Source organism: Microbispora sp. NBC_01389 (assembly GCF_045040095.1).
Lineage (GTDB): Bacteria > Actinomycetota > Actinomycetes > Streptosporangiales > Streptosporangiaceae > Microbispora.
On record NZ_CP109552.1, the window covers coordinates 7314692 to 7339553 of the forward strand.

19 protein-coding genes are annotated in these 24862 nt (G+C 72.2%); 5 read left to right on the forward strand and 14 right to left on the reverse strand.

Annotated elements, in window-relative coordinates; all coding sequences use genetic code 11:
• Positions 1–71: 71 nt before the first annotated feature.
• Positions 72–848, forward strand: coding sequence for a DoxX family protein (locus OG344_RS32240; protein ID WP_405086314.1), 777 nt, complete (start codon positions 72–74; stop codon positions 846–848).
• 18 nt (positions 849–866) lie between these two features.
• Here OG344_RS32240 and OG344_RS32245 read toward each other — a convergent pair whose 3' ends face one another.
• A complete protein-coding gene (locus tag OG344_RS32245; protein ID WP_405086315.1) occupies positions 867–2255 on the reverse strand; it encodes a sensor histidine kinase in 1389 nt (462 codons plus the stop codon).
• A 192-nt stretch (positions 2256–2447) separates the two neighbouring features.
• Here OG344_RS32245 and OG344_RS32250 point away from each other — a divergent pair, with 192 nt between their 5' ends.
• Positions 2448–3509 (forward strand): isopenicillin N synthase family dioxygenase, encoded by a 1062-nt coding sequence (locus tag OG344_RS32250; protein WP_405086316.1) that lies wholly within the window; start codon positions 2448–2450, stop codon positions 3507–3509.
• A gap of 39 nt (positions 3510–3548) precedes the next feature.
• Here OG344_RS32250 and OG344_RS32255 read toward each other — a convergent pair whose 3' ends face one another.
• The 5 genes from OG344_RS32255 to OG344_RS32275 form a co-directional block, all read right to left on the reverse strand.
• Positions 3549–4832: a GH1 family beta-glucosidase gene (locus OG344_RS32255; RefSeq protein ID WP_405086317.1), complete on the reverse strand. Its 1284-nt coding sequence runs from the start codon at positions 4830–4832 to the stop codon at positions 3549–3551.
• On the reverse strand, positions 4829–5830 hold the full coding sequence (locus OG344_RS32260; RefSeq protein WP_405086318.1) for a LacI family DNA-binding transcriptional regulator: 1002 nt from the start codon (positions 5828–5830) through the stop codon (positions 4829–4831). The genes OG344_RS32255 and OG344_RS32260 overlap by 4 nt, the downstream gene beginning before the upstream one ends.
• A complete protein-coding gene (locus OG344_RS32265) occupies positions 5827–8739 on the reverse strand; it encodes a glycoside hydrolase family 3 C-terminal domain-containing protein (RefSeq protein WP_405086319.1) in 2913 nt (970 codons plus the stop codon). Before OG344_RS32265 ends, OG344_RS32260 begins: the two co-directional genes overlap by 4 nt.
• 343 nt (positions 8740–9082) lie before the next feature.
• Entirely contained in the window at positions 9083–9988 is a 906-nt protein-coding gene (locus tag OG344_RS32270; protein WP_405086320.1) for a TolB family protein, read from the reverse strand.
• A gap of 178 nt (positions 9989–10166) precedes the next feature.
• Positions 10167–11378 carry an ROK family transcriptional regulator gene (locus OG344_RS32275; RefSeq protein ID WP_327046985.1) on the reverse strand — a complete coding sequence of 404 codons (1212 nt, stop codon included), beginning with the start codon at positions 11376–11378 and terminating at the stop codon, positions 10167–10169.
• Positions 11379–11722: 344 nt separating this feature from the next.
• Here OG344_RS32275 and OG344_RS32280 point away from each other — a divergent pair, with 344 nt between their 5' ends.
• Positions 11723–12070: a hypothetical protein gene (locus OG344_RS32280; RefSeq protein ID WP_327046986.1), complete on the forward strand. Its 348-nt coding sequence runs from the start codon at positions 11723–11725 to the stop codon at positions 12068–12070.
• Between the two features lie 7 nt (positions 12071–12077).
• Here the strand turns inward: OG344_RS32280 and OG344_RS32285 are convergent, their stop codons facing one another.
• The 4 genes from OG344_RS32285 to OG344_RS32300 form a co-directional block, all read right to left on the reverse strand.
• Entirely contained in the window at positions 12078–12332 is a 255-nt protein-coding gene (locus tag OG344_RS32285) for a hypothetical protein (RefSeq protein ID WP_327046987.1), read from the reverse strand.
• A gap of 97 nt (positions 12333–12429) precedes the next feature.
• A complete protein-coding gene (locus tag OG344_RS32290) occupies positions 12430–14367 on the reverse strand; it encodes a hypothetical protein (RefSeq protein WP_405086321.1) in 1938 nt (645 codons plus the stop codon).
• A 51-nt stretch (positions 14368–14418) separates the two neighbouring features.
• Entirely contained in the window at positions 14419–15858 is a 1440-nt protein-coding gene (locus tag OG344_RS32295) for a serine/threonine-protein kinase (protein ID WP_405086322.1), read from the reverse strand.
• A 2-nt stretch (positions 15859–15860) separates the two neighbouring features.
• Entirely contained in the window at positions 15861–17363 is a 1503-nt protein-coding gene (locus OG344_RS32300) for a protein kinase domain-containing protein (protein ID WP_405086323.1), read from the reverse strand.
• Positions 17364–17576: 213 nt separating this feature from the next.
• Here OG344_RS32300 and OG344_RS32305 point away from each other — a divergent pair, with 213 nt between their 5' ends.
• Both OG344_RS32305 and OG344_RS32310 read left to right on the forward strand, forming a co-directional pair.
• On the forward strand, positions 17577–17903 hold the full coding sequence (locus OG344_RS32305; protein WP_405086324.1) for a DUF1330 domain-containing protein: 327 nt from the start codon (positions 17577–17579) through the stop codon (positions 17901–17903).
• A gap of 177 nt (positions 17904–18080) precedes the next feature.
• A complete protein-coding gene (locus OG344_RS32310) occupies positions 18081–18515 on the forward strand; it encodes a hypothetical protein (protein ID WP_405086325.1) in 435 nt (144 codons plus the stop codon).
• A 153-nt stretch (positions 18516–18668) separates the two neighbouring features.
• Here the strand turns inward: OG344_RS32310 and OG344_RS32315 are convergent, their stop codons facing one another.
• The 4 genes from OG344_RS32315 to OG344_RS32330 form a co-directional block, all read right to left on the reverse strand.
• Complete coding sequence (locus OG344_RS32315) at positions 18669–21599, reverse strand: glycoside hydrolase family 3 C-terminal domain-containing protein (RefSeq protein WP_405086326.1); 2931 nt, start codon at positions 21597–21599, stop codon at positions 18669–18671.
• A gap of 59 nt (positions 21600–21658) precedes the next feature.
• A complete protein-coding gene (locus OG344_RS32320) occupies positions 21659–22498 on the reverse strand; it encodes a carbohydrate ABC transporter permease (protein WP_405086327.1) in 840 nt (279 codons plus the stop codon).
• Entirely contained in the window at positions 22495–23397 is a 903-nt protein-coding gene (locus OG344_RS32325; protein ID WP_405086328.1) for a carbohydrate ABC transporter permease, read from the reverse strand. Before OG344_RS32325 ends, OG344_RS32320 begins: the two co-directional genes overlap by 4 nt.
• Before the next feature lie 85 nt (positions 23398–23482).
• Positions 23483–24844, reverse strand: a complete 1362-nt coding sequence (locus OG344_RS32330) for an extracellular solute-binding protein (RefSeq protein ID WP_405086329.1) — start codon at positions 24842–24844, stop codon at positions 23483–23485.
• Between the last annotated feature and the right edge of the window lie 18 nt (positions 24845–24862).

A 24862-nucleotide genomic window follows, 5' to 3' on the forward strand; every position in this document is an offset into this window, starting at 1 on the left:
GCATGACGGCGGCCGGGCCGGGGAGAGTATCCAGGCAAGCCGCTGCCCCCCAGCCCCCAGGATGAGAAGCCGTGAAGAAAACCTTGCACGACCTGGCCTCGCTGGCCGCCCGCATGGGCGTCGGCGGGATCTTCTTCGCCAACGGCTGGCAGAAGCTCGAAGCCGGCCTCAACGCCACCCAGGCGCAGTTCACCGAACTCCACGCGCCCGTCCCCTACCTCTGGGCGGCCGTCACCATGCTGGTCGAGCTGGTGGGCGGCACGCTGCTGATCGCGGGCCTCGCCGTGCCGGCCGTCGGGCTGCTGCTCTTCGCCGAGGCGCTCGCCGTGTTCGTGATCACCGCCGGTGACGCCGGCCTGCCCCTGACGGGCGGCGCGATCGAGCTGATCGTGGCGCTCGGGGCCGCGTCCGTGCTGCTCGCCGTCACCGGCGGCGGCCGCGTCTCGGTGGACCACATGGTGGTCATCAAGCGCCGCGAGGCGGAGGCGGCCGGGGAGTTCGCCGCCGACGCCGAGGCCGACGCGGTGATCGCGGCGCTGCGCCCACCGTGGCCCGGCGAGACCCATGACACCCGCGAGACCCGGGACCGCGATGCCGGCGAAACCTCCCCGGCGTCCGCGGCATCCCCCGGCGCGGCGGCCGATCCCGCGCCCTCCGGCGCCGCACCGGTGACCCGGACGGACGCCGCGGCCTCGGGTGAGGCGCCCGGGACACCCGCGAGCGGACAGGCGTCCACGACGACCCGCCGGGCCGCCGCGCCCCGCACGCGCCGTACGCGGCGGGACGGCGACGCCACGGACGACGACACCACGACGGAGAGCCGCGCCGAGGCGCCGCCCGCCCGCTGAGAGGCGGCCGGCAGGGCGTCAGAGCTCCCGCGACAGCGGCAGGCGCAGCAGGAAGCGAGCGCCCCGCGGGCTGTCGATGATCGTCAGGGTGCCCCCGTGGCTCTCGGCGATCTGCCGGGCGATCGGCAGGCCCAGCCCGGCGCCCCCGGCGCCCCTGCTGCGGGCGGCGTCCAGGCGGGTGAACCGCTGGAAGACTCGCTCGCGCTGGTCGCCGGGGATGCCCGTGCCGTCGTCGAGCACCTCCAGCACCGCGGTGCCGGACAGGAAGCGGGGGTCACCGTCGGGCGACTCGTCGCGCCGCACCTCCAGGCTCACCGCGGACACGGCGTGCCTGTCGGCGTTGTCGAGCAGGTTGGTGATCAGGCGGCCCAGCCGGATGCGGTCGCCCCGGACGGTCACCCCGGGGGGCAGCCGCGGGACCATCTTGTGCACGGCCCGGCGGTGGCCCAGCTCGTCGGCCACGAGCCGGCCCAGGTCCAGCGGCTCGCGTTCGCACGGCGCGCCGACGTCGAGGCGGGTCAGCGTCAGCAGGTCGGCGGCGATCGCCTCAAGGCGGTCGAGGCTCCGCAGCACGGCCGCCCCGAGCTCCCGCACGTCGGTGTCCTCGGGGGCCAGCAGCGCGTCCTCCACCTGCGCGCGGATCGCGGTGATCGGACTGCGCAGCTCGTGCGAGGCGTCGGAGGTGAAGCGGCGCTGCTGCTCGAGGGTCTCCTCCAGCCGGTCCAGCGTGCAGTTGACACTCTGGGCGAGTGCGTGGATCTCCCCTTTGTGCGCCGGGACCGGCACCCGCCGCCCGAGCTCGGATGTGTTGATCTCGTCGAGCTCGTCCCGGATGGCCTTCACCGGAACGAGCGCCCGCCTGACGCTGCGCCGGGCGCCGTACGCGACGGCGGCGGTGACGAGCGCGGACCCCGCCGCCAGCCCGGCCACCAGCCCGAGCGGGACGTCGAAGGCCCGCACCGGCGCGGCGCTGTAGACGGTCCAGTCCCTGCCGTCGTGGTAGACCCGCTGCGCGACCACGACGCGGCAGTGGCCGGGGCCGAACACGCCGCCGCAGACCTCCCGGACGGCCCTGCGCTGCGGCGCGTCGGGGCGGAAGCGCGCCATGGGCGCCTTGCCCCGCATGTCGGGCGTCGCGGCCCGCACCCGGCCCCACGGGCCCACCACCTGCACGGACCCGTTCGAAGCCCGGGGCTTGGGCGGCAGCACGGTCCCCGCCTGGCCGCGTTCCACCTGGTAGGCCACCCGCTCACCCGCCGTCGTCACCTCACTGACGAGGTGCCGGCCGGCCGCCTGGTCCAGCGCCCACACCAGCACGACCGAGAACGCCACGCACAGCAGGGCGACAGCCGTGCCGGTGAACAACGCGACACGACTCCTGATCGTCCATCGATCCCCGAAACCCACGCGATCGCCTACTCCTGATACGGCCTTATAGGCCGCCTTCCCGAAATCTACGCTAAATATCTTAAGTAGGATGTAATGAGACAAACTTGAAGATTCATGCCTAATATTCGCAAATCATCCCGTACGCAATGCGAACGGCAAGCGTGTAAAGCCGCCTTCCGGGCGGCGTGCCGAATGATGGAATCTGAAGGCATGAACAGTGCGGTCAACACTGCCGGACCATTGCCGGTCATCGACGTGAGCCCCTTCACCGGCCCCTCCACCCCTGACACCGGCCGGGAGCGCGCCGGCGTCGCGCGCCGGATCGAGGCGGCCTGCCTCGACAGCGGGTTCTTCTACATCAGCGGTCACGGGGTGCCGGACGACCTGATCGCGCTGCTCCAGGAGGCCGCCGCGCGTTTCTTCCTGCTGCCGCCCGAGCACAAGATGCGGATCTCGATGGACCGGGGCGGGCGGGCCTGGCGCGGATACTTCCCTGTGGGCGGCGAGCTCACCTCCGGCCGCCCCGATCTCAAGGAGGGCCTCTACTTCGGCGCCGACCTCGGCCACGAGGATCCCCGGCCGCTGCACGGGCCCAATCTCTATCCCGAGGAGGTGCCGGAACTGCGCGCCGCCGTACGGACGTACATGGACGCGCTGACCGGCCTGGGACAGGCGGTCATGCGGGGCGTGGCGCTGAGTCTGGGGCTGGAGGAGGACTACTTCGCCTCCGGCTACACCGCGACGCCCACGGTCCTGTTCCGGATCTTCCACTACCCGCCCGCGGCCGAGTCCGGACGCGGCGGGTGGGGGCCGGACGAATGGGGGCCGGACGAATGGGGGGTCGGCGAGCACACCGACTACGGCCTGCTGACCCTGCTGCTCCAGGACGGCAATCCCGGCCTGCAGGTGCACACGGCCCGCGGCTGGATCGAGGCGCCGCCGATCCCCGGGACGCTGGTCTGCAACATCGGCGACATGCTCGACAAGCTGACCGGCGGCCTCTTCCGGTCCACTCCGCACCGCGTGCGCAACCAGACCGGGCGCGGCAGGCTGTCCTTCCCCTTCTTCTTCGATCCGGGGTGGGACTGCGAGGTGCCGCCGCTGCCCGCCCTGCCCGCCCGCGACGGTGGCCGTCCCCGCTGGGACGGCCTGGACCTGCGCGCCTTCACCGGCACGTACGGCGACTATCTGACCGCCAAGGTCGCGAAGGTCTTCCCCCACCTCGGCGGCCGGGTGCTGCCGCCCGCACCGGGCCCGCGGGAGAGCGTGTGACCACGAGATTCCCGAAGGCCCGGCCGGCCGGCTCTCCGGTCAGTCCTCCAGGCCGCCGCGGGCGATGACGTCCCGGTACCAGCGGGCGCTGTCGCGGGGGGTGCGCTCCAGCGTGTCGTAGTCGACGCGGACGATGCCGAACCTCTTGTGGTAGCCGCGGGCCCACTCGAAGTTGTCCAGCAGCGACCACACGAAGTATCCGCGCAGGTCGGCACCGCGGTCCATGGCCGACCGCGCGGCCCGGAAATGGGTGTCGAGATAGGCGATCCGCCCGGGGTCGGACACCCCGTCGGGGAACGCGGCCCCGTTCTCCGTGATCATCAGCGGGGTGCCGGGATACTCCCGCCAGAGCCGTACGAGCAGGTCCTCAAGGCCGGACGGGTTGATCTCCCAGTCCATCTCGGTGACCGGCCCGTGCGGGTCCTCCCAGGCGATGCCCTCGCTGCCGGGATACTCGGGGTGCCCCTCCGCCGAGGCGTCGGCGACGACCCGGTTGACGGTGTAGTAGTTGACGCCCAGCACGTCGATCGGCTGCGCGATCGTCGGCAGGTCGTCCAGGTTCACCTTGGTGAAGCGTTCCACATGGGCGAGGACGTCGGCGGGGTACTCGCCGCGCAGCACCGGATCGAGGAACAGCCTGTTCGCCAGCCCGTCGATCAGGCGGGCGGGCTCGGGGTCGCCGAGGATCGGGGTCAGGTTCAGCGTCAGCGAGACCGACTCGGCGCCCCCCGCGCGCAGGGCCTGCGTGCCCAGGCCGTGCGCGAGCATCAGGTTGTGGGCCGCGGTGAAGGCGGCGGCCGGGTCGGTCACGCCCGGCGCGTGCCGCCCCGAGCCGTACCCGACGAAGGCCGACACCCAGGGCTCGTTCAGCGTCGTCCAGGTGGCGACGCGGTCGCCGAGGCGCGACTGCACGGCGGCGGCGTAGTCGGCGAACCGGAAGGCCGTCTCCCGGTTGGTCCAGCCGCCCGCGTCCTGCGACGACTGCGGCAGGTCCCAGTGGTAGAGGGTCGCCACCGGCGTGATGCCCCTGGCGAGCAGGGCGTCCACGAGCCGGTCGTAGAAGCCCAGGTCGGCCAGGCGCGGCCAGGCCACCGAGAACCGGTACGCCTTGAGCCCCAGCCAGGCCATGATCTCGACGTCTTCGAGATAACGGTTGTAGTGGTCGCAGGCCATGTCGCCGGTGTGGCCGTCGCTGACCATGCCGGGCGTGTGGGAGAAGGTGTCCCAGATGGAGGGGACGCGGCCGTCGGTGTGGACCGCTCCTTCGATCTGGTACGACGCGGTCGCGGCCCCCCAGAGGAAGCCGTCGGGGAATGAGATCATCGTGAACTTTCGCGAATCGTCAACCGTGGTTCGAGGAGCGTCGACTCCGGGACGGCCTGGCCCTCCAGCTTGGCCATGAGCAGCCGGACCGCCTGACGCCCGACGTCCTCGGCGGGAACGAGCACGGAGGTCAGCGCGGGGCTGGCCCGCTCGGCGATGTCGTCCGGGCAGATCGCCACCACCGAGACGTCCTCGGGCACCCGCCTGCCAAGGATCCGCAGAGCCCCCAGCACGTGGCCGGCGGCCGCCTCATTGTGCACGACGAGCCCCGAGAGCCCCGGCCGTTCGTCGAGCAGCCGCTTCACCGCGGCGTGGACCTCGTCGAACGACTCCTCGCACGGCCAGGCCCCGGCCTCCAGGCCGTGCCGCGCCGCCGCCTCGGCGAACCCGGCCATCGTCCGCTCGGCGAAGCCGGTGCCCCGCTCGTAGACCACGGACGGCGCGCCGAGCAGGACGATCTCGCGACGCCCGAGGTCGGCCAGGTGGTCGGCGCACAGCGCGCCGGCCCGGGCGAAGTCGAGGTCGACGCAGGTCAGCCCTTCCGGGTCGGCCGGGAAACCGATCAGCACGGCGGGCTCGGCGAGCCGGCGCAGCAGCGGCACGCGGGGATCGTGGATCTCCACGTCCATCAGCAGCAGCCCGTCCACCAGCGCGCTCGCGGCCACCCGGTGCAGCCCGTCCGGCCCCTCGTCGGCCGTCATCAGCAGCACGTCGTGGTCGTACTGGCGGGCCGTGGTGACGACCGAGGTCGCGAACCGCATGAGAACCGGCAGGTTCATGCCGGCCCGCAGCGGCAGCACCAGCGCGATGACCTTCGCGCGCTTGCTCGCCAGGGCGCGGGCGCCCGCGTTGGGGTGGTAGCCGAGCACCCGGACGCTGTCGAGGACCCGCTGCCGGGTCGTCGCCGAGATCGCCCGCTTGCCGCTCAGCACGTAGGAGACCGTGCTGACGGCGACTCCCGCGTGCTTGGCGACGTCGGCGATCGTCACGGTCCTCACGGGCGGAGTCCCCCGAGGAAAGTCAGCGTGCTCACCGTGACCCCCTCGCTTTCGTACACCACATAAAGATCGCGCACTCCGGCCGCTCCCGCCAGGGGGGTGCTCACACCGACGAAATCGTGCCGGGTAGCCGTGGGCGGGACGGTGACCGCACCGGCCACCTCCCCGGTCAGGGGGTCGTCGAGCCGCAGCGTGACCACCCCTCCCTCGTCGCTCGACACCGTGAGCGCGCACGTCCGCGGGCCCGCGTCACCGGGAACCGGCGCGGAGCCCCCGCCGAGATCCCCGCCTGACTCCCGGCCGAAGTCCCCGCCGAAGTCCCCCCCGAAGTCCCCGCCGAAGTCCCCGCCGAAGTCGCAGTCGCGGAAGGCGATCCAGGCCCCGGGCGAGGCGGAGCGGACGGCGTCCCCGGTGACGGTCGCCGCGTCGCACAGCACCACCCCGTCGTACTCGTCGTGGCCGGCCGCGTCCAGTGGCCGGCCGGTGAGAACCCGCGGGGGGATCCGCTCGCCCCGCACCCACAGCGGCGCGCACAGCCGGATGTCCCCCGACGACGCGCCCACCTGCACCGTGTGCGCGGCGTCCTCCACCACGAACCGGCCGCGCGTGACGTCCCAGAAGGCCAGGTCGCCGACCGGCACCTCCACCTCGACCGTACGGCTCTCGCCCGGCGCGAGCCGCACCTTGGCGAAGCCGCGAAGCTGACGCAGCGGCTGCTTCACCCGGGAGCGCCGCTGGCGGGTGTAGACCTGCACGACCTCCTCCCCCGTGCGCCCGCCCTCGTTTGTCACGGTCACCCGGACCGTCACCATGTCGCCCGGGCCGGCCTCCGCCGTGGACAGTTCCAGGCCCGAGTAGACGAAGCGGGTGTAGCTCAGCCCGTGCCCGAAGGGGTACAGCGGCCGGCCGCGGTAGTAGAGGTAGGTGGCGTCGGAGGCGATGACGTCGTAGTCGAGCAGGTCGGGCAGTTCGGCGGCCGAGCGGTACCAGGTCTGGGTGAGACGGCCGCCCGGGTCGTCGTCGCCGAGCAGCACGCCGGCGAGCGCGTGGCCGTACTCCTGCCCGCCGTGGGCCGACCAGACGATCGCGGGCACGTGCTCCTGCGCCCAGGTGACCGCGAACGGGTAGCCGCTGGAGATCACCAGCACGGTGGCCGGGTTGGCCGCGTGGACGGCCTTCAGTAACGCCTCCTGCCGCTCGGGCAGCGCCAGCGTCGTCCGGTCCTCGGTCTCCCGCCCGTTCACCAGGGGGTGGTCGCCGAGCACGACGACCGCGACGTCGGCGCCGGCCGCCGCCTCCGCCGCGCGGGCGGCGCCGCTCTCGACCAGTTCGACGGACAGCACGGACGCGGCGTCCGGGTCGTCGGTCGTCCGGACTACGCCGCCGGCCACCGTCACGTACCGGCCGGAGGAGATGTTGCGCAGCACGACGCCCCTCGGCCGCTCCTCGATCCGGAAGGTCTGGCGCACCTCCCAGCCGCTCGGCCCGGGCTGGTCGTTGACGAGCACGCCGTCCTCGCCGGCCTGCACGTGGCGTCCGTTGGCGCACGCCCGGAAGGCGAACGCGCCGCCGCCCCAGTCGAACACGTCGAAGCAGGACCGCTCGCTCCCGACGTACAGCGGCCCGCCGCCTGGGTCCGGCGACGCTCCGACGTAGCCGCCCTCGGCGCGCAGCGCCACCCGGTCCACGCCCTCGTGGTAGACCGTCTCGCACCGCTCGGTGAGGCCCGTCAGCGCCGTCACCTGGTACGGCAGCGTGCCGCTGTACCAGTCCTCGAACAGGGCGCCGGCCAGCGGGCCGATCACCGCGACGGTGCGCGGCGCGGACAGCGGCAGCAGCCCGTCGTTCTTGAGCAGCGTGATCGACTGGCGGGCGGCCTCTCGCGCGAGCCGCCGGTGCTCGGGGCTGTTGACCACGTCGTGGGTGATCTCGTCGTACGGCGTGGCGGGGTCGAGCTCCCCCAGCCGCACCCTGATCGACAGGGTGTGCCGCACGGCGGCGTCGAGGTCGGCCTCGGTCAGCAGGCCGCGGCCGAGCGCCGTCCTGATGTGGCCCAGAGTCGCGGCCGCGTCCGCGTCGTCCTGGGTGAAGCTGTCCAGCCCGGCCTTGATCGCGTGCGCGTACGCCTCGGGGAGGTCCTTGTGGTAGCCCTGCGGCGTGGTGAGGTTGCCCGGCGCGTACGCGTCGCTGACCACCAGGATGTCGTCGGGGGCCCACTCCCGCAGGTGGCTGCCGATCAGCGGCGACAGGTGGGCCGGGCGGCCGTTGACGAGGTTGTACGACGGCATGACCGCCACCGCGGCCCCCGATTCGAGCGCGGGGCGGAACGCCTTCAGTTCGTACTCGTGCAGCACCCGGGGCGGCAGGCCGCTGGAGGTGACGCACCGGTCGGTCTCGTTGTTGTAGCCCAGGAAGTGCTTCAGCGTCGGCGCCGTCTTGAGCACCTCCTGGCTCCCGCGCAGGCCCCAGGCGTACGCCGTGCCCATCACGCCGGTGAGCCAGGGATCCTCCGAGTAGCCCTCCTCGTTGCGGCCCCAGCGGGGGTCGCGCAGCGGGTTGACGACCGGCGCCCAGACGTTGCGGCCCACGCTCTGCGGGTCCTTGTGGTGGAAGGCCATGACCTCGTCGCCCGCCGCCTCCCCCACCTGGCGGACCAGGTCGGGGTTCCAGGTGCTGGCCAGCCCGACGGCCTGGGGGAACACGGTGGCCGGTCCGTGCCAGGCCAGGCCGTGCAGGGCCTCGGTGCCGGTGCGGAAGGGCCGCAGGCCGAGACGCTCGACGGGCGCCTGGTACTGGTGCAGCAGGCCGATCTTCTCGTCGAGCGTGAGCCTGGCGAGCAGGTCCGCCACCCGGTCGGCGGGAGGGAGCGCGGGGTTCCCGAATGCCGGGTCCTGAGCCGGTTCGTTCATCTGGAGACTTCCCTCTCGCGTCGAAGCGCTTCGATGACCTGCCGAAAGAGGTGCCCGCGGGGGCGTCGCGTGGATCCGCTGTTCGGTTGGGAAGCGCCACTTGTCGAAGCGCTTCGAAAGGGCTACCGGACGTTTCCGGCGTGTAAATCCGGGCTTATCCGGAAGATTGCCCTTTCACTCGTCTCAGGTCAAGACCCGCGTCGCGCCTGTTTCATCGCGATGTCAGCCCGATATTCGGGGCCGCATGACGTCCACGCGCGGCGGGACGGACGACGGAAAAACGGGTCGCACGGAACGTGCGTGGACCCCGGCCGTGCTTCCGGCCGGGGCCCACGCCGCCGGGTCAGCGAACGATCTGGAGCAGCGCCTGCCGCTTGGCGGCGGCGGGTTCGGCCAGGCGCTGCACCTGCCTGCCGTTCGCGTCCAGCACGACCAGGGTGTTGGCGGCACTCCCGGCGACCCGGACGACCAGGCGGCCGTCCCGCAGGTAGAAGGCGCCGATCAGCGAGCCCTTCACCGGGATCGGGACCTTCTTCCCGGTGACGATGTCGACGATCGCCGGCCGGAAGCCGCCGGGCCAGGAGCCGTCGCCCCCGGGCGCGTTCCGCGACAGCGGCGCCACGACGACCTTCATCCCGTCGGGCGACAGACTCTGCACGTGGTTGGCGAGGCCGATGCCCTTGGCCCGGACCGACCTGCCGGTCCTGAGGTCGAACCGGTAGACGCCCTCGGTCGTCCCGGCGTACCCCGCGAGGTAACGGCCGTCGGCCGACCAGGCGAGGTGACAGACCCCGAGGGTCGTGCCCGCCTTCCTGAGGCCCTTGCCGTCCGCGCCGACGACCGAGACGGACCCGGCGTCGGGGTTGCCCTTCCCCACGTACGCGACCTTGGTGGAGTCGGGCGACCAGACCGGCGTGAGGCACGGCGCCCCGGCCCCGGCGCCCTTGGCCGCCGTCGAGACCGTGCGCCCGTCGCTCACCTGTACGGCTCCGCCGTCGGTGATCCAGGCGATCCTCCTGCCGTCCGGGGACGCCGAGAACTGGCCGGTCATGGGCATGGCGCCCAGCTTCGTGAAGCCCTTGCCGGGCTCGTAACGGCTGATCGGGTAGCCCTTGCCGTAGGACAGGTAGACGGCCGCCCCGGTGAGGGGCTTCGGCGCGGCGGCGGCCCCGGCCGGAGTGGCGGCGGTCGCGGGGGCGACCAGTGCGGCCGCGAGCACGGCGGCGGGAAGCAGGCGAGTGTTCATCATTGTCCAATTCCTCGGGTGCAACGTCATTCGACGCCTCACGAGCCCGGTTGGTTCGCCGCCGTACGGCATCTGCACGGCTCGCGCTCCGGCCGATGCCCCGGCGTCATGGCCCGCCGCATCGGCATCGGCAGGGGCATCGGCGGAGGAGGAATCGGCAGAGGGGCCGGCGGGGCGCGGGTCAGCGCTGGGCGGGCAGGCGGCCGGAGTCGACCGAGTCCAGCACCCGCGCGGCCGCCCCGAGCGCGGCGGCGCCGTACCCGAGAGTGGAGACCTCCAGGCGGCAGCCGCCCCCGCCGGGGGCGAGCACCCGGCCGTACATCTCCTCCTCGGCGCAGCCGACGAGCCAGGGGGCGAGCGGCACGTAGTAGCCGCCGAGGATCACGACTTCGGGATTGAGCAGGTTGGCCACGGCCGCCATTCCCCTGCCGAGGTGGCGCCCGAGGTTCTCCAGCAACCCGAGGACCTCCGGGTCGTCGTTCCGCGCCCGCCGCACTACCTCGTCGATCTCGAGTTCGAGATCGGACGGCGAGGCGTCGGGGGCCGTGTGGGCGAGGATCGCGCCGACCCCGGCGACGGCCTCCAGGCAGCCGCGGCGGCCGCAACGGCAGACGGGCCCGGCGGGGTCGAGTTCGAGGTGCCCGATCTCGCCGCTGTAGCCCTGCCCGCCCCGCCTGAGCCGGCCATCCAAGACGATGCCCGCGCCCACGCCCACCTCGCCGGTGACGTACACCAGGTTGGCGGCGTTGCGGTGAGGCCCGAACCGGTGCTCGGCCAGCGCCGCGAGGTTGGCGTCGTTGTCGACCAGCACGGGGAAGCCGGGGTCGCGCAGCGCCTTGGTGAGGTCACCGGCCAGGTCGGCGTCGCGCCAGCCCAGGTTGGGGGCGACCCGCACGATGCCGTCGACGTCCACGAGGCCGGGCACGGCCACGGTCAGGCCGAGCACCTGGCGGGCCTCCTTGGTCATCCGGCTGACGACCCGCCGGGCGAGCGCCGCCATCGCGACGACGGCCTGCCCCGGTCCCGAGGTGCCGCCGGGGAAGGAGCGCCGCCAGTTGAGCAGTTCCTCGCCCTTGAGGTCCACGGCGACCGCCGTGATGTAGTCGACGTTGACCTCGATCCCGATCGCGGCGTACGGCGAGCCGTCCAGGACGAGCATGGTGGCGGGGCGGCCGACCCGGTGCTCGGTCAGGCCGGTCTCGCGCAGCAGGCGCCGGTCGATGAGGTCGGCGACCAGGCTGGAGACGGTGGCCTTGTTGAGGCCCGTGGAGGAGGCGATGTCGGCCCGGGAGCAGGGGGCGTTCTCACGGACGAACCGCAGCACGACGGCGAGGTTGGTCGCCCGTACGTCCGTGAAGTCGGCCGGCTGTGGCCCGTTGTGCGAAGTGATCACTGTCCGCCTCGTTCCCGCTTGGGCTCATCATGCCGCAATTGCGCGCAATCCAACATGACATCGGCGGTACGGACGGCCGCTCCGGCTCCGTCACGCGCGGCTCGGCACCGGCCACCGGTCCCAGCGCCTCCCCGGTACCCTGGTGGCACCCGCCCCTCCGCGTTTGTTTGGCTATAGAACTAACTAAAGCCTACCGTGACGCGGCACGTGAATCCAGGGGCCGCGCCGCCGCGCGTGTCCGGCCGAAGCGCACCCTCGCGGCCCCGGCATCGGCCGCTGTCGGCGGCCGGTGGGGCAACCGGAGTGCAAACGAGAATCAAACGCGACAGGCGACCCTGGTCATCGTGAAGAGGGATAAGTCGCACTATCTCGGCGAACTACTCGTATGGGAGATCGAAGACTATCTCCGTGCCAGGTCAGCCCCACCGGAGCGGGCACGGGTGGCCCGGCTACGCGTGTCCAGCCGGTCGGCGGCGGAGGCGGTCGCCGCCGAACTGGAGGCGGGTGGTGGTGTCCACGCCGTCGCGAGGCGCGTGCTGAGGCTCGGCGTCGCCTCGCCGGACGACCTGTTCGGGGTCGTGACCCGCGACGAACACCCCGAGGTGTTCGAGGCCGTGCCCGGCGCGACACTGCCCCCCAAGCCCGAAGGAGAGGGATTTCTCGTCATCCGCCTCGTCGCCTTCGAACCATGACCATCTGTCAGCGCATGCCGGCGCCGGTGGCCTCCCTGTCGACGATCCTGGTCGCGCCCTCCTGCCGGGCGCAGTGCGCGCAGCAGAACCAGCGGCCGTCGTACTCCGCGCCGTGGCCCACGATGCGGCACCCGCAGTGCTCGCACACGGGAGCCATCCGGCTGATGGCGCACTCGAAACTGTCGAAGACGTGCACCGCCCCCTGGCTGTGCACCTCGAAGGCCATGTCGTAGTCGTTGCCGCAGACCTCACACGTAGCCATGGTCGTCCCCCCGTCGACTCGCGGTCGAGGGGGGAGATACCCGCGCGATCCCGGACGAACACCGCCGCCCCAGGCCGCGACGTCACAGAGCCTCACGTCACAGGGTGTCGAGCAGAGCCCTGGCCAGCGACTTGGCCCCGGCGGCGGCCTCCTTCGGGTCCATGAGCACCGAGTCGGACGAGTTGATCGGCGTCTTCTCCGGACGGTCGCTGCCGCCGAACAGCACCCACACGACGTTCTTCCCGTCGAGCGCGTAGATCTCGTACCGGTTGGACTGGGCCGTGTCCGTACGCTGCCGGATCGCCTGGCCGAAGGCGTCCTGCCCGAAGCCGCTCAGCTTCTCCACCTTGCCCCACCGGATGCCGCCGATCCGGCTGCTCGCCGTGAACTTGGTCTTCGAGCGCTCGTCCACGAGGTAGTAGCGGGCGGACTCGGCGTCCCAGAAGGTGTGCACGGCGATGCGCAGGTTGCGCCACCGGACCTTGCCGCCGCCGACCGGAAGCGCGTCGTTCCACCACTGGCACTGCGTCACGGTCGAATTGCCCTCCTTGCTCCGCGCCGCCGCGCCCTCGGTGCCCGGCACCAGGCCGGCGGCCAGCGACTTGAGGTTCACGCAGGCTCTGGGCAGCGGGATCCGGGTGGGCGAGGGCGACGGCGTGGGGCTCGGCTTGGGCCGCGCGTGGTAGGGCAGCGGCTGCCCCGCCCGCCAAGCCGTCACCGACTTCGCGACCTGGGCGAGCAGTCCCTTCACCTCACGCAGGGCGTTCTCCTCGGTGATCGACTGGGTGGACTCGGCCGAGAGGAGGTCCGCCTCCTTCTTCTTCTGGCTGGCCTCGTACTTCACCTGGAAGTACACGTCACCGACGCGTCCGGCCCCCTCGCCGAACGAGTACCAGTACTCCTTGCCCTCCCGCGTCCACTGGTAGCGGGCCACGGCGCCGTTCCCGATCTCCCGGAACTCCCTCGGCTTCGAGTAGTAGTGCTCCTGGTCCGAGTGCGTCGCGCCGTACTTGTACTGGCTGAGCTCACCGTTGAACTGGATGCGCGCCGCCTGTTCGGCGGTGGTGGTCCCGAGCGCGTCGAACCTGGACACGTTCACCGTGATCTCGCGGCTACGGGTGACGTCCTTGTAGGAGATGTTCCGGTTCCTCCATTCGCAGGTCCACCGGACGTAGCTGACGAGGGTGCCGCCGCGGTTGTCGTTGCTCGACGAGTTGATCTCGGCGCGTGGCACGAGGCGCTCGGCCTCGGCCGGGTCGAGCATCGCGCACACGTCCGCGGCCGCCGCCTGCGGCGCCGCCGTGGCGGACGAGGCCGCCGGGCGGGCCGGGGTCGCCACCGGCCGGGCCGGGGTCGTGCCCTGCCGCACCGTCATGAACGTGAAGGCGCCTCCCGCCACCAGCAGCACGGCTCCGACCGCCGCTACGGGCAGCACCCATCCCCGCCGCGCGGGGGCCGACGGCTGCGTCGGCATCTGCCAGAGCTCCGGCGGAGGCGGCGTCGCCGCCTGCCACCCCTGCCAGGGCTGCTGCTGCCCGTACGGCTGCCCGGGCGGGCCGGACTGGTACGGCGACTGCCCGTACGGCTGCTGCCCGTACGGCTGCTGTCCGTACGGGCCGGACTGCTGCGGATACTGCTCGGGGTACGGCTGGGAGTGCTGCGGCGGCCCTTGATATTGGCCGGGCGGGGCAGCGCCCGGGGGCGATCCCTGTGGGGAGCCCGGATGACCACCGGGCGGGGGCCCCTGTTGGGGCGGCCCTTGGTACTGGCCGGGCTGCCCACCCGGGTAGGGGCCAGGCTGTCCACCCGGCGGCGGGCCCTGTGGCGGGCCGGGCTGGGCGGCGCCGGGCGGCGGGCCGTACGGGGGCTGGGGCGGCGGCGGGTACGGCGACTGCTGCGAGGGCTGCTGGGGGGGCTGCTGGGGGGGCTGCTGGGGGGGCTGGTAGGGCGGCGGGTACGGCGGCCCGCCTCGCGAGGGCCGGTCCTCGGGCGGGTTCCCGCCGGGGCCGACGGGGCTGTCGTCACCGCTGGTCATCTCGATCTCCTACAGGGGGTGCGAACGGGAGGGTCGAATGGAGGGGCGACCTCAGCCGAGTCCGATACCGACGAGTTCGGCGGCGCGCTCGGCGGTGCTCCGGTCGGCCTGGGTGACCGACGGGTCACCGGTGCGCCGGTAGGCCACCTCGACGACGAGGTTGCTGAGGCGGAACCAGACCGTGGCGCCGGTGGTCCCGGCTCCGGGGTCGGCCGTGTCGCAGGCGAACGCCTCGTCGGCGACCCCCGGGCGGTCGCGCGCCGCGGCGCCCCGTGCCGCCCGCTCCGAGGCGAGCTCCCGGGCGGCGGCCGCCTCGCCCGCGCCGTCGCCGGGGAGCCGGAAGCCGACGGTGATCGTCCCCGCGTGCCCGCTGACGCGCTCGGTCCACGCGCATCCGCCCGCGCCTCCTCCGCCGTCTCCGCCCTGCCGCGCGCCTCCGCCGCCCTCGCTCCCCTGGCCCCAGGAGGGCTCCGGGCGGGGCGCGGCGCCGAGGAGGTCGCGGATCTGCGTGTCGGTGAGGCTGCGGCAGGCGTAGGGGACGGCGGCGAAGCGCCCGCCGCCCTCGTCCCGCCCCGACGTGAGGAGCCAGGCGCCGAGGCCCGCCGCAAGGCCCGCCACGATCACCAGGGCCGCCACGACGGCCAGGCGCCACGATCGGGCGGGCCGTACGGCGGGAGCGGGGACGGGCCGCGCGGCGGCGGCGCGCAGGGCCTGCCGCACGACCTCGGGCGGCGGGCGCCGCGCCGGGTCCTTGTCGAGCAGGGCGAGCACGATCCAGGCCAGCACCCGGGACGCCCGCGTCATCGGCGGCGGTTCGTGGAGCAGGACGGCGGCGACGAGCGCGGCGGCGGTGGGGCGGTGGAAGGGCGTCTCGCCCTCGGCCGCCGTGTAGAGCGTGGCCCCGAGGGACCACAGGTCCGAGGCGGGCCCATCGGGCTCCTCCCGGAACCGCTCCGGCGCCATGTAGGCGGGCGACCCGGCCGAACTGCGCCAGGAGGCGCCGCCCTCGCCCATCGGCGCGGCGATGCCGAAGTCGGTGAGCAGGGCCCGGCCGTCCGGCCCGATCAGCACGTTGGCCGGCTTCACGTCCCGGTGCAGGATGCCCCGCGCGTGGGCCGCCTCCAGCGCGTCGAGCACGGCCAGCCCGATCTCCGCGACCCGCTCGGAGGGCAGCGGCCCGTGCTCGCGGACGATCCTGTCGAGGGAGTGGCCGGGCACCAGGTCCATGACGATCCACGGCTGTCCGGCGTGCCCGACGACGTCGTGGATCGTCACGATCGAGGGGTGGCTCAGCCGCCCCGCCGCCCGGGCCTCGTCGACGGCCCGCCCGAGGAACTCGGCGAGCCGCCGGTCGTCCAGGTCCGGCGGGACGCGGAGCTGCTTGATCGCCACCTCGCGGCGCAGCAGTTCGTCGTGGGCACGCCAGACCGTGCCGCCACCCCCCTCACCGAGCCGTTCGGTGAGGCGGTACCGCCCGGCGAGCACCTCCACGGCTACGCCAGCCCGCTCAGGCCGCCGGCGGCCGACCGGGCCGCCGCGACCGCCGCGTCCCGCAGCCGGGCCGGGGACGTCACGTCCAGGTGGGCGTACCGCAGCACGGCCACGAGGTCGCCGAGGCGGAAGTACACCCAGGCGGCCTTCGCCGTGCCCTCCGGCGTGGTGACGTCCACGGCGAAGGCCTCGTCGGCCAGCCCCGGCACGTCCCGCGCGGCCGACTCGACGACCTGGGTCTTCCGGTCGAGCCCGACCTCGTACCAGATCAGGTCGCCGTCGCGCGGTCCCGAGGCGTACTGCCGGCGCAGCCCCTGCATGAGCGTCCGCGCGGAGGCCAGGTCCAGCGCCCACGGTTCCGGGGTGTCGGAGTCGGTCTCGGCGCCCAGTTCGACGCCCGCGCCGGTGACGGCCCACTGGCAGCCCGCCTTCTCCGGACGCGGGTCCGCCGGGGCGCCCAGGATCCGGCGTACCTCCGCTCCGGACAGCGCCCGGCACAGGTCCACGGCGCGGGTGAAGACCGGCGAGACCCGCGGCGGGGGCGTGCCGGGCTCGCCGTCCCGCAGCGCGTACGCCGTCAGGGGCACCGCGGCGGCCGCCACGGCGAGGGCGACGGCCGCGATCCACCACCGGCGGCGCCGGGCGGGCCCGGCCGGGGCGTCGGTCCGGGCTTCCGGGCCGGGCGTGCCGCCGTCGGCGATCCGGCGCAGCGTCGCGAGCGTCGCGCCCGCGTCCGGGCGGTGCGTGGGGTCACGGGCCAGCATCCGGGTCAGCACCGGGCCGAGCGGCCCCGCGAGCACCGGTGGCCGGGGGTCGCGGGTGAGCGTCGCCGCGATCACCTCGGCCTGGGTGCCCTGGTGCGGCGGGACGCCCTCGACCGCCGTGTAGAGGGTGGCCCCGAGCGACCACAGGTCGGCGGCCGGGCCCCCGCGGTCGCCCGCGAGCCGCTCGGGCGCGATGAAGCCCGGCGAGCCGACGAGCAGCCCCGCCTCGGTGATCGACGCCTGACCGGTGGGCCGGGCGATGCCGAAGTCGGTGAGCACCACCCGGCCGTCGGCGGTCAGGAAGACGTTGCCGGGCTTGACGTCCCGGTGCTGCACGCCCTGGGCGTGCGCGGCCGACAGCGCCTCCAGGAGCCGGGCGCCGAGGTCGGCCACCTGCCGGTACGGCAGCGGCCCGGACGACGCGACCTGCGCGGCGAGGTCCCGGCCGCGGAGCAGTTCCATGACGATCCACGGCCTGCCGTCCTGGAGGAGCACGTCGTGCAGCGCGACGATCCCCGGGTGCCGCACCCGCGCGGTGACCTCGGCCTCGCGCATGACCCTGGCGACGAGCTCGGCCCGCTCCCGCTCGCCGAGCCCCTCGGGGAGACGCAGTTCCTTGACGGCCACCTCGCGGTCCAGCACCGGGTCCCTGGCCAGCCATACCCGGCCCATGCCGCCGGAGCCCAGCGGGCGCAGCAGGTGGTATCGCGAGGCCAGTGGCTCCCCCAGCGATTCGGCCATAACGGGGAGAATAGCGAAAGCGTGATCGATCGCCCTCCTTATCGACGGTCCCGTCCGACTTATCGACGGTCCCGTCCGACGGGCGAGACGCGGGCGGCTCCGCCGCCCGGGCATTACCTCACGGGTCATCGCCTCCGTGACCGGCCTGGGACATGCTCGGAGCCAGGTGGGGACGCCCGTCCCCGGCACCGCCGCCCGGCCACAGGAGCAACCATGCCCGCCTACGCCATCGCCCAGCTCCGCGACGTCGCCGTCGGCGCGGACATCGTCGAGTACCTGCGGCGCATCGACGCCACGCTGGAGCCGTTCGGCGGCCGTTTCGTCATCCACGGCGGCGCGGCGGAGTTGCTGGAGGGCAGCTGGCCGCAGACCCTGATCGTCATCGGGTTCCCCGACCTCGACACGGCGAGGGCCTGGTACCGGTCGCCCGCCTACCAGGAGATCCTGCCGCTGCGCACGCGGAACTCCTCCGGTGACGCCGTGCTCCTCCCGGGGGTGGACGAGGACCACAGAGCGCTGGACGTGCTGACGCCGGCCTGACCCGCGCCGCCTGCGATTGGGACGAATGCCCGGCAGTCGCCGGGTGCCGGGAAAGGAACAGTATCCGCTGCGTCGGGGCTCGCCGTGGACCGGGAGCGGCCCCGCCCATCGGGGTATGCCGCGATTGCGGTCGCGGAAGGCGACGCGTTCGCACGTCCACCCAAGGAGCCGGCGGAGATGAAGGTGCATGCTGCGCGCGACGCGCTCACCCGGGTGGCCCGGTGCCGGTGTGTCGCGATCGCGGTCACGGCCGCGGTCATGGCCGTGGTCACGGCGGCCCTCGGCGCGGGACTCCCGTTCGGCTCCCTGGCCGGCCTCACGACCGCCGCGTACGCCGTGCCGCTGTCCGGCGGCGGACACGGAGGCGGGGGCGGGAGCGGGGGCTTCGTCGCGGCCGACAACAACGGCAACGGGTCCCGCATCAACATGGGCAACGGCAGGACCTTCGGGGGCTACATGGTGCTCGGCAGCCTCAAGAACGCGAACGGCCTGCAGCAGGCCACGATAGGAGTGAACGGCACCTCCAACTCCCAGGGCAACGTCTGCAGGCGGCGGGGCGGCCCCTGCTGGTTCAACCAGAACGCCTGGGTGTCCCGCTCCGGCCGGTGGTGACGGCGGCGGCGGTGACGGCGGCGGCGGTGACGGCGGCGGAGTGGTGACGGGTGCCGGCCGGCTGCCGCCGTACGACGACGGAACGCCCCGCGGGTGGGCGGTGCTCACCCGCGGGGCGTCCTCGATGTCCGGTCCGGTCCTGCCGCCCGAGGCTCAGCTCAGGGTGAGGTCCTTGATCCGGACGTCGCCGGTGAAGACCAGGTACACGTCCTTCACGCCGTTCGCGCCGGAGACCGGAGCGGTGGCGGCGGCCCACTGGTAGACGCCGCCGGTCGCGGCGACCGGGATCGTGGCCGCCTTCGTGCCGTTCGGGGAGCCGAGGCGCACCTCGATCCTCCCGCCGGCCACGGAGGCCACACCCACGGTCACCTTCGCGGGCTTGCGGAGCTGGACGTCCTTGAACGCGATCCAGCCGCCGTCCGCGCCCGCCACGGCGTCACCGCGGACCTTGGTCTCGTCCACCAGGTGGACGCCCGAGTAGTCGTCGAAGTCGATCGCCCGGGTGGTCGTCGACAGGTCGCGGTGCGGGATGTCCTCGCCCTTGACATTGATCGTCGAGCGCTGGCGGACGGCCTCCGACGAGGATCCCACGAGGATGTCGTGAGTCGCGTTCTCGACCGTCCACCTGTTCCGCGTGACGTCCCACAGGGCGAGGTCGGCCTTCTTGACGGTCATCGTGACCGTCTTCGTCTGCCCCGGCGCCAGCGGCACCCGCTGGAACGCGCGCAGCTGCTTGACCGGCTGCTTCACCCGCGACCGGTGCTGGTGGGTGTAGAGCTGCACGACCTCGTCGCCGGCCCGGGAGCCGGTGTTGGTCACCTTCACCGAGACCTCGTACGCGTCGCCCTTCGGCACGGCCTTCAGGCCCTGGTAGGCGAACGACGTGTACGACAGGCCGTACCCGAACGGGTAGAGGGGCCTGCCCCGGTAGTACAGGTAGGTGCGGTCCCTCTTGACGATGTCGTAGTCGAGGATGTCCGGCAGCTCGCCGGCCGACCGGTACCACGTCTGGGTCAGCCGTCCCGCCGGGTTGACGTCGCCGTACAGCACGTCGGCGAGGCCGTGCCCGGTCTCGGCGCCCGCGTGGGTGGTCCACAGGATGGCCGGGACGTTGTCCTGCTCCCAGTTGATCGTCGTCGGGTAGCTGTTCTGCAGCACCACGACCGTGTTGGGGTTGGCCTTCTTCACCGCCCTGACCAGGGCCTCCTGGCCCTCGGCGAGGTTCGTGTCGGTGCGGTCGTGCGCCTCGCGGCCGTTGATGAACGGCATGCTGCCGACAACGACGACCGCCACGTCGGCGGCCTTCGCCTTGGCGACCGCGTCGTCCACGCCGCGGGAGACGACCTCCTTGGCGTAGTGCGTGGCCTGGTCGGCGGTGGTCAGACTGAGTGTGCCGTCCGCCTCGGCCTTGACGTACGCGTTCGGGCCGAACCAGCTCTCGCTCGTCTCGTAGCCGGCGTACCGCAGCAGGAAGGTGCCGTCGGTCTGCTGCTCCAGCTTGAACTGCTCCTGCACGAACCAGCCGGACGGCTGGTCGGCGGTGTTGGCGAGCGTCGCCCAGTTGGCCCGGCTGACGTACTTGCCGTTGGCCGCGCTGCGCAGCGTCAGCACGCCCTGGCCCCAGTCGAACGCGTCGAACTGCTCGGTCGCGCCGGCCGTGGCCGCGCTCTCCTTAAGGTCTCCCCCGGTGGCGGGCGCGCTGATGTACTTCCCGGTGGCGACGTCCTTCAGGGCGATCCGGTCGACGCCCTCGGAGGAGGACACCGCCTTCGCGCGCTCCCTGATCCCGGCGAGCGGGGTCACCTTGTACGGCAGGGCGCCCGAGTACCAGTCGGTGTAGAGGACGTCGGCGAGCGGGCCGACCACGGCGACCTTCTTGCCGGGCTTCAGCGGCAGCGCGCCGCCGGAGTTCTTCAGCAGAACCATGGCCTTGGCCGCGGTCTCGCGGTTCAGCCTCTGGTTCGCCGGGCTGTTGACGACGTCCTTGGTGATCTTCCCGTACGGCCCGCCGTACGGGTCGAACTCACCGAGCCGGAACCGGATGCTGAGCTGGTGCCGCACGGCGTTGTCCACGTCCGCCTGGGTCAGCAGCCCCTTCGACAGGGCCTCCTTGACCGCCGCGACCGTCGGCCCGCCGTTGGTGTCGTCGACGGTCAGGCTGTCGAGGCCCGCCCTGATCAGCGCGGCGTCGGCCTCGGCCTGGGTCGCGTGGTACTTCTCGCTCTGCACCAGGTTGTTCGGCGCCCAGGCGTCGGAGACGTTGAACAGGGTCCGGTTCGTCCAGGAACGGACGACGTCGTTCAGGTCCGGGCTGACCGTGTTGGGCCGGCCGTTGACGAGGTTGTAGGACGCCATCACGCCGGTCGCGGCGTCCGCGGAGATGGCCGGTTTGAACGCCGCCTCGTCGTACTCGTGCTTGACCCGCGGCGGCAGCTCCGAGGAGGTGACGTCCCGGTTGATCTCGTTGTTGTTGGCCAGGTAGTGCTTGAGGGTGGGCGCCGACTTGAGGTGGTCGGGGTCGTCGCCCTCCATGCCCGATCCGTACGCCGTGGAGATGGCGCCGGTGAGCAGGGGGTCTTCGGAGTATCCCTCCTCGTTGCGGCCCCAGCGCGGGTCGCGCAGCAGGTTGACGACGGGTGCCCACAGGTTGAGCCCCCACACGCGCGGGTTCTGCGCGTGGAAGCCGCGGGCCTCGTCGCCGACGGCGGAGCCGACCCGCTTGATCAGGGCGGGGTCCCAGGTGCTGGCCAGGCCGAGCGCCTGGGGGAAGACGGTGCCGGTGGCGGTGACCACGGCGCCGTTGTTGTCGATGTCGGTCGACCAGGCCACGCCGTGCAGCGCCTCGGTGCCGCTCTTGAACATGCCGACGCCGAGGCGGTCGATCGCCGGGGCGTACTGGTGCAACATCGACACCTTCTCGTCGAGCGTGAGCCGCCCGAGCAGGTCGTCGACACGCTGCGCGAGCGGCAGCGACGGATTTCGGAACGGATAGTCGCCGGCCGCCCGCACAGGGCCGGCGCCCAGGCTCAGAGCCAGAGCCAGGGCGGCCGACGCGGACAGCATCGCCGAACGGCGACGGGACATTGCGCCTCCAGGTCAGGTAGTGACGCGTTTCTTCTCGGGTGGGTTCTCTTAACGGGGACTTACTTGAGCGCGCCGACCGTGATGCCGCGGGTCAGCGTGCGCTGGAAGATCAGGAAGAAGGCCACGGCCGGCACGATGCCGAGCAGCGCGGACGCGCTGGACATGGTGGCGTCCATCATCTTCTCCCCCTGCAGGACGCCGAGGGCGACCGGCACGGTCTGGTTGTCGTTGGAGATGAGGAACACCATCGGCAGGAAGAACTCGTTCCACGTCCAGATGAAGAAGAAGATGAGCAGCACGGTGAGGGTCGGCCGGCTGATGGGCACGACGATCCCCCACAGGATCCGCCATCTGCTCGCCCCGTCGAGCTCGGCCGCCTCCAGGATCCCCCGGGGGAACCGCCCGAGCACCGATGAGAGCAGGTAGGTGCCGAAGGCCCCCTGGATCACCGTGAAGATCAGCATGACCGCGAGCTTCGAGTCGTACAGCCCCGCCTGCTTCGCCAGGAAGTACAGCGGGTAGACGAGGGCCTCCTGCGGCAGCGTGTTGGCGACCAGGAAGAGCACGAGCAGCCACAGCCGGCCGCGGACCCGGCCGATCCCCAGCGCGTACGCGTTGAGCACCGACAGCAGCACCGCGGCGACCGCGACGACGCCGCTGATCAGGAGGCTGTTCCAGAGTTTCAGGCCGAAGTCGACGCGCTGCCAGAAGGCGACGATCCCGTCCAGGTACAGCCCGTGCGGCAGGCTGAGCGGGCCGCCCGACGAGTACTCGGCCGGCGATTTGAACGCGTTGAGCGTGACGATCGCGAAGGGGACGAGCATCACGACCGCGAGCACGACCAGCGCCGCGAGGACCGCCCAGCGCCCCGGCTGGCCGAAGTGGCGATCGGAGGTCACGAGTCACGCTCCTGGTCACGGTCCTGGACGCGCAGGAAGAGGAAGGTCACCACGACGATGATCAGGGCGAGCACGGTGGCGATCGCCGAGCCGTATCCGACGTTCACCTTCTGGAAGAAGTTCAGGTAGGAGAAGTACGACGGCACCATCGTCGCCGAGCCCGGGCCGCCCCGGGTGAGCACGAAGATCGGGCCGAACACCTTGAGCGCCGCGATCGTGCAGGTGAGCAGGACCACGAAGATCTCCGGCCGGATCTGCGAGATCGTGATGTGCCAGAACCTGCGCCACCAGGAGGCGCCGTCGATCTCGGCCGCCTCGTACAGCGAGGGGTCCACCCGCTGGAGCCCGGCCATGAAGATGACGACCGGGTAGCCGAGCTGGAACCACACCATGATCGCCATCACCGTGGCCAGCGCCAGGTCGGGGTCGCCCAGCCAGTTGACCTTGAGCCCGAAGATCTGGTTCACCGCGCCGTACGACGGGTGCAGCATCCAGCCCCAGACCACGCCGGCCACCGCGACGGGCAGCACCTGCGGCAGATAGAACGCCGCGCGCAGGGCCGAGGCCGTACGCGCGCCGAACCGCCTGGCGATGTAGTCGAACAACGCGGCGGCCAGCACCAGGCCGACGACCGTCGGCACCACCGCCATCGCGACGATCAGCGCCACGTTGTGCTGGAAGGACGCCCAGAACCGCTCGTCCCGGAAGAGCTTCGTGTAGTTGTCGAGCCCGATCCAGGTGGGAGTGCCGACGCCGGACCAGCGGGTGAAGCTCGTCGCGACGTTCATCAGGAACGGCACGACGATGATCGCGAGGAACAGCACCAGGCTCGGCAGGAGGTAGAGCCAGTAGCCGCCCCTCCCGCGCGGGCGGGCGGCACCCGCGTCGGGTGGTGCCATGTGCGGACCTTTCAGGGTGGGTCCGGCGGCGGAGACCGGTCAGGTGATCCCGCCGCCGGGGTCGGAGGAGGGTGCGGCGAGTCTCCTAGTTGCCGATGTCGGCGAGGTTGTCGTTGTAGGGCTGGGCGATCTCGTCCAGGACCTCCTCCGGCTTCTTGTCTCCGTTGATCAGCTCCTGCACTCCGGAGACGAGCACGTCGTAGTAGCCGGGGGCGGGCCAGTCGGGGTAGAAGGCCAGGCCGTCCTGCGTCGAGAGCTTGTTGAAGTTCTCGATGAGCTCCTTGTTCCGCTCGTCGGTGATCGCGGCGGGGTCGGCCGCGACCGGGATGCCGCCGGAGTTGCCGAGCAGGTTCTGGACCTCCTTCTTCATCGTGATGTCGATGAAGTCGTAGGCGAGGTCCTTGTTCTTGGACTTCTCCGGCACGACCCAGATGTTGCCGCTGGATCCGGGTGCGAACTGGCCGGGCCACATGCTGCTGGATTCGGGTGCGAACTGGCCGGGCCAGAGGAACGAGCCCCACTTGAAGCCCTTGATCTCCTCCTGCATGCGGCCGAACCACCAGCTGCCCGACACCATGATCGGGAACTTGCCGCCGATGAACGCCACGCCCATGTCCTCGGCCTTCATGCCGGCCGAGTTCTTGGCGATGTAGCCCTTCTTCACCCAGTCGGAGATGGTCTGGGCGGCGTACGTGAACTCGGGTCCGTGGAAGTCGACCTTGCCCTTGTAGAGCTCGAAGGAGTCGACCCAGGCGCGGTTGGCCTTGTTCAGGGCGAGCAGGTAGAACAGCTGCTGGGCGGGGTATTCGGCGCCCGCCATCGCGATCGGCGTGGTGCCCTTCTTCGTGAACGTGTCGAGTGCCGCGGTGAACTCGTCGAAGGTGGTGGGCACCTTCACGCCCGCCTTATCGAACATGTCCTTGTTGTAGTAGACCATCACGTACTCGCCGTAGTTCGGCACGCCGAACCACTTGCCCGAGCCCATGATGCCCCGCTCGTCGTACTTCGCGGTGGTCTGCAGCGACGGGCTGAGCAGCTTGTCCCAGCCGCGCTTGGTCGCCTCCTCCGTCAGGTCGGTCAGCAGGCCCTGCTTCGACAGCAGACCCGCCGTCGCGTTGCCCTTGTTGTACTCCATGATGTCCGGGGCCTCGTCGGAGTTGAGGACCATGCCGGCGGTCTTCTGGATCTGCTCGAAGCCCTTCTCCTCGAACTTCACCTTGACGCCGGGGTGGCTCGCCTCGAACTCCTTCATCGCCTCGGCCCAGGCGGTGCCCATGGCGCTGTTGCCCGTCTCGTAGTGCCAGAGGGTGAGCGTCCTGGCCTCAGCGGAACCACCGCCGCTCGCGCTGCCGCCCTCGGACTTGCCGTCGCTCCCGCCGCACGCGCCGAGCGCCAGGACGGCCGCGGCCAGTGCCGCCACCGCCGCGCTCCTGCCTAACTTGACCATGGTTGTTCTCCAGGGGGA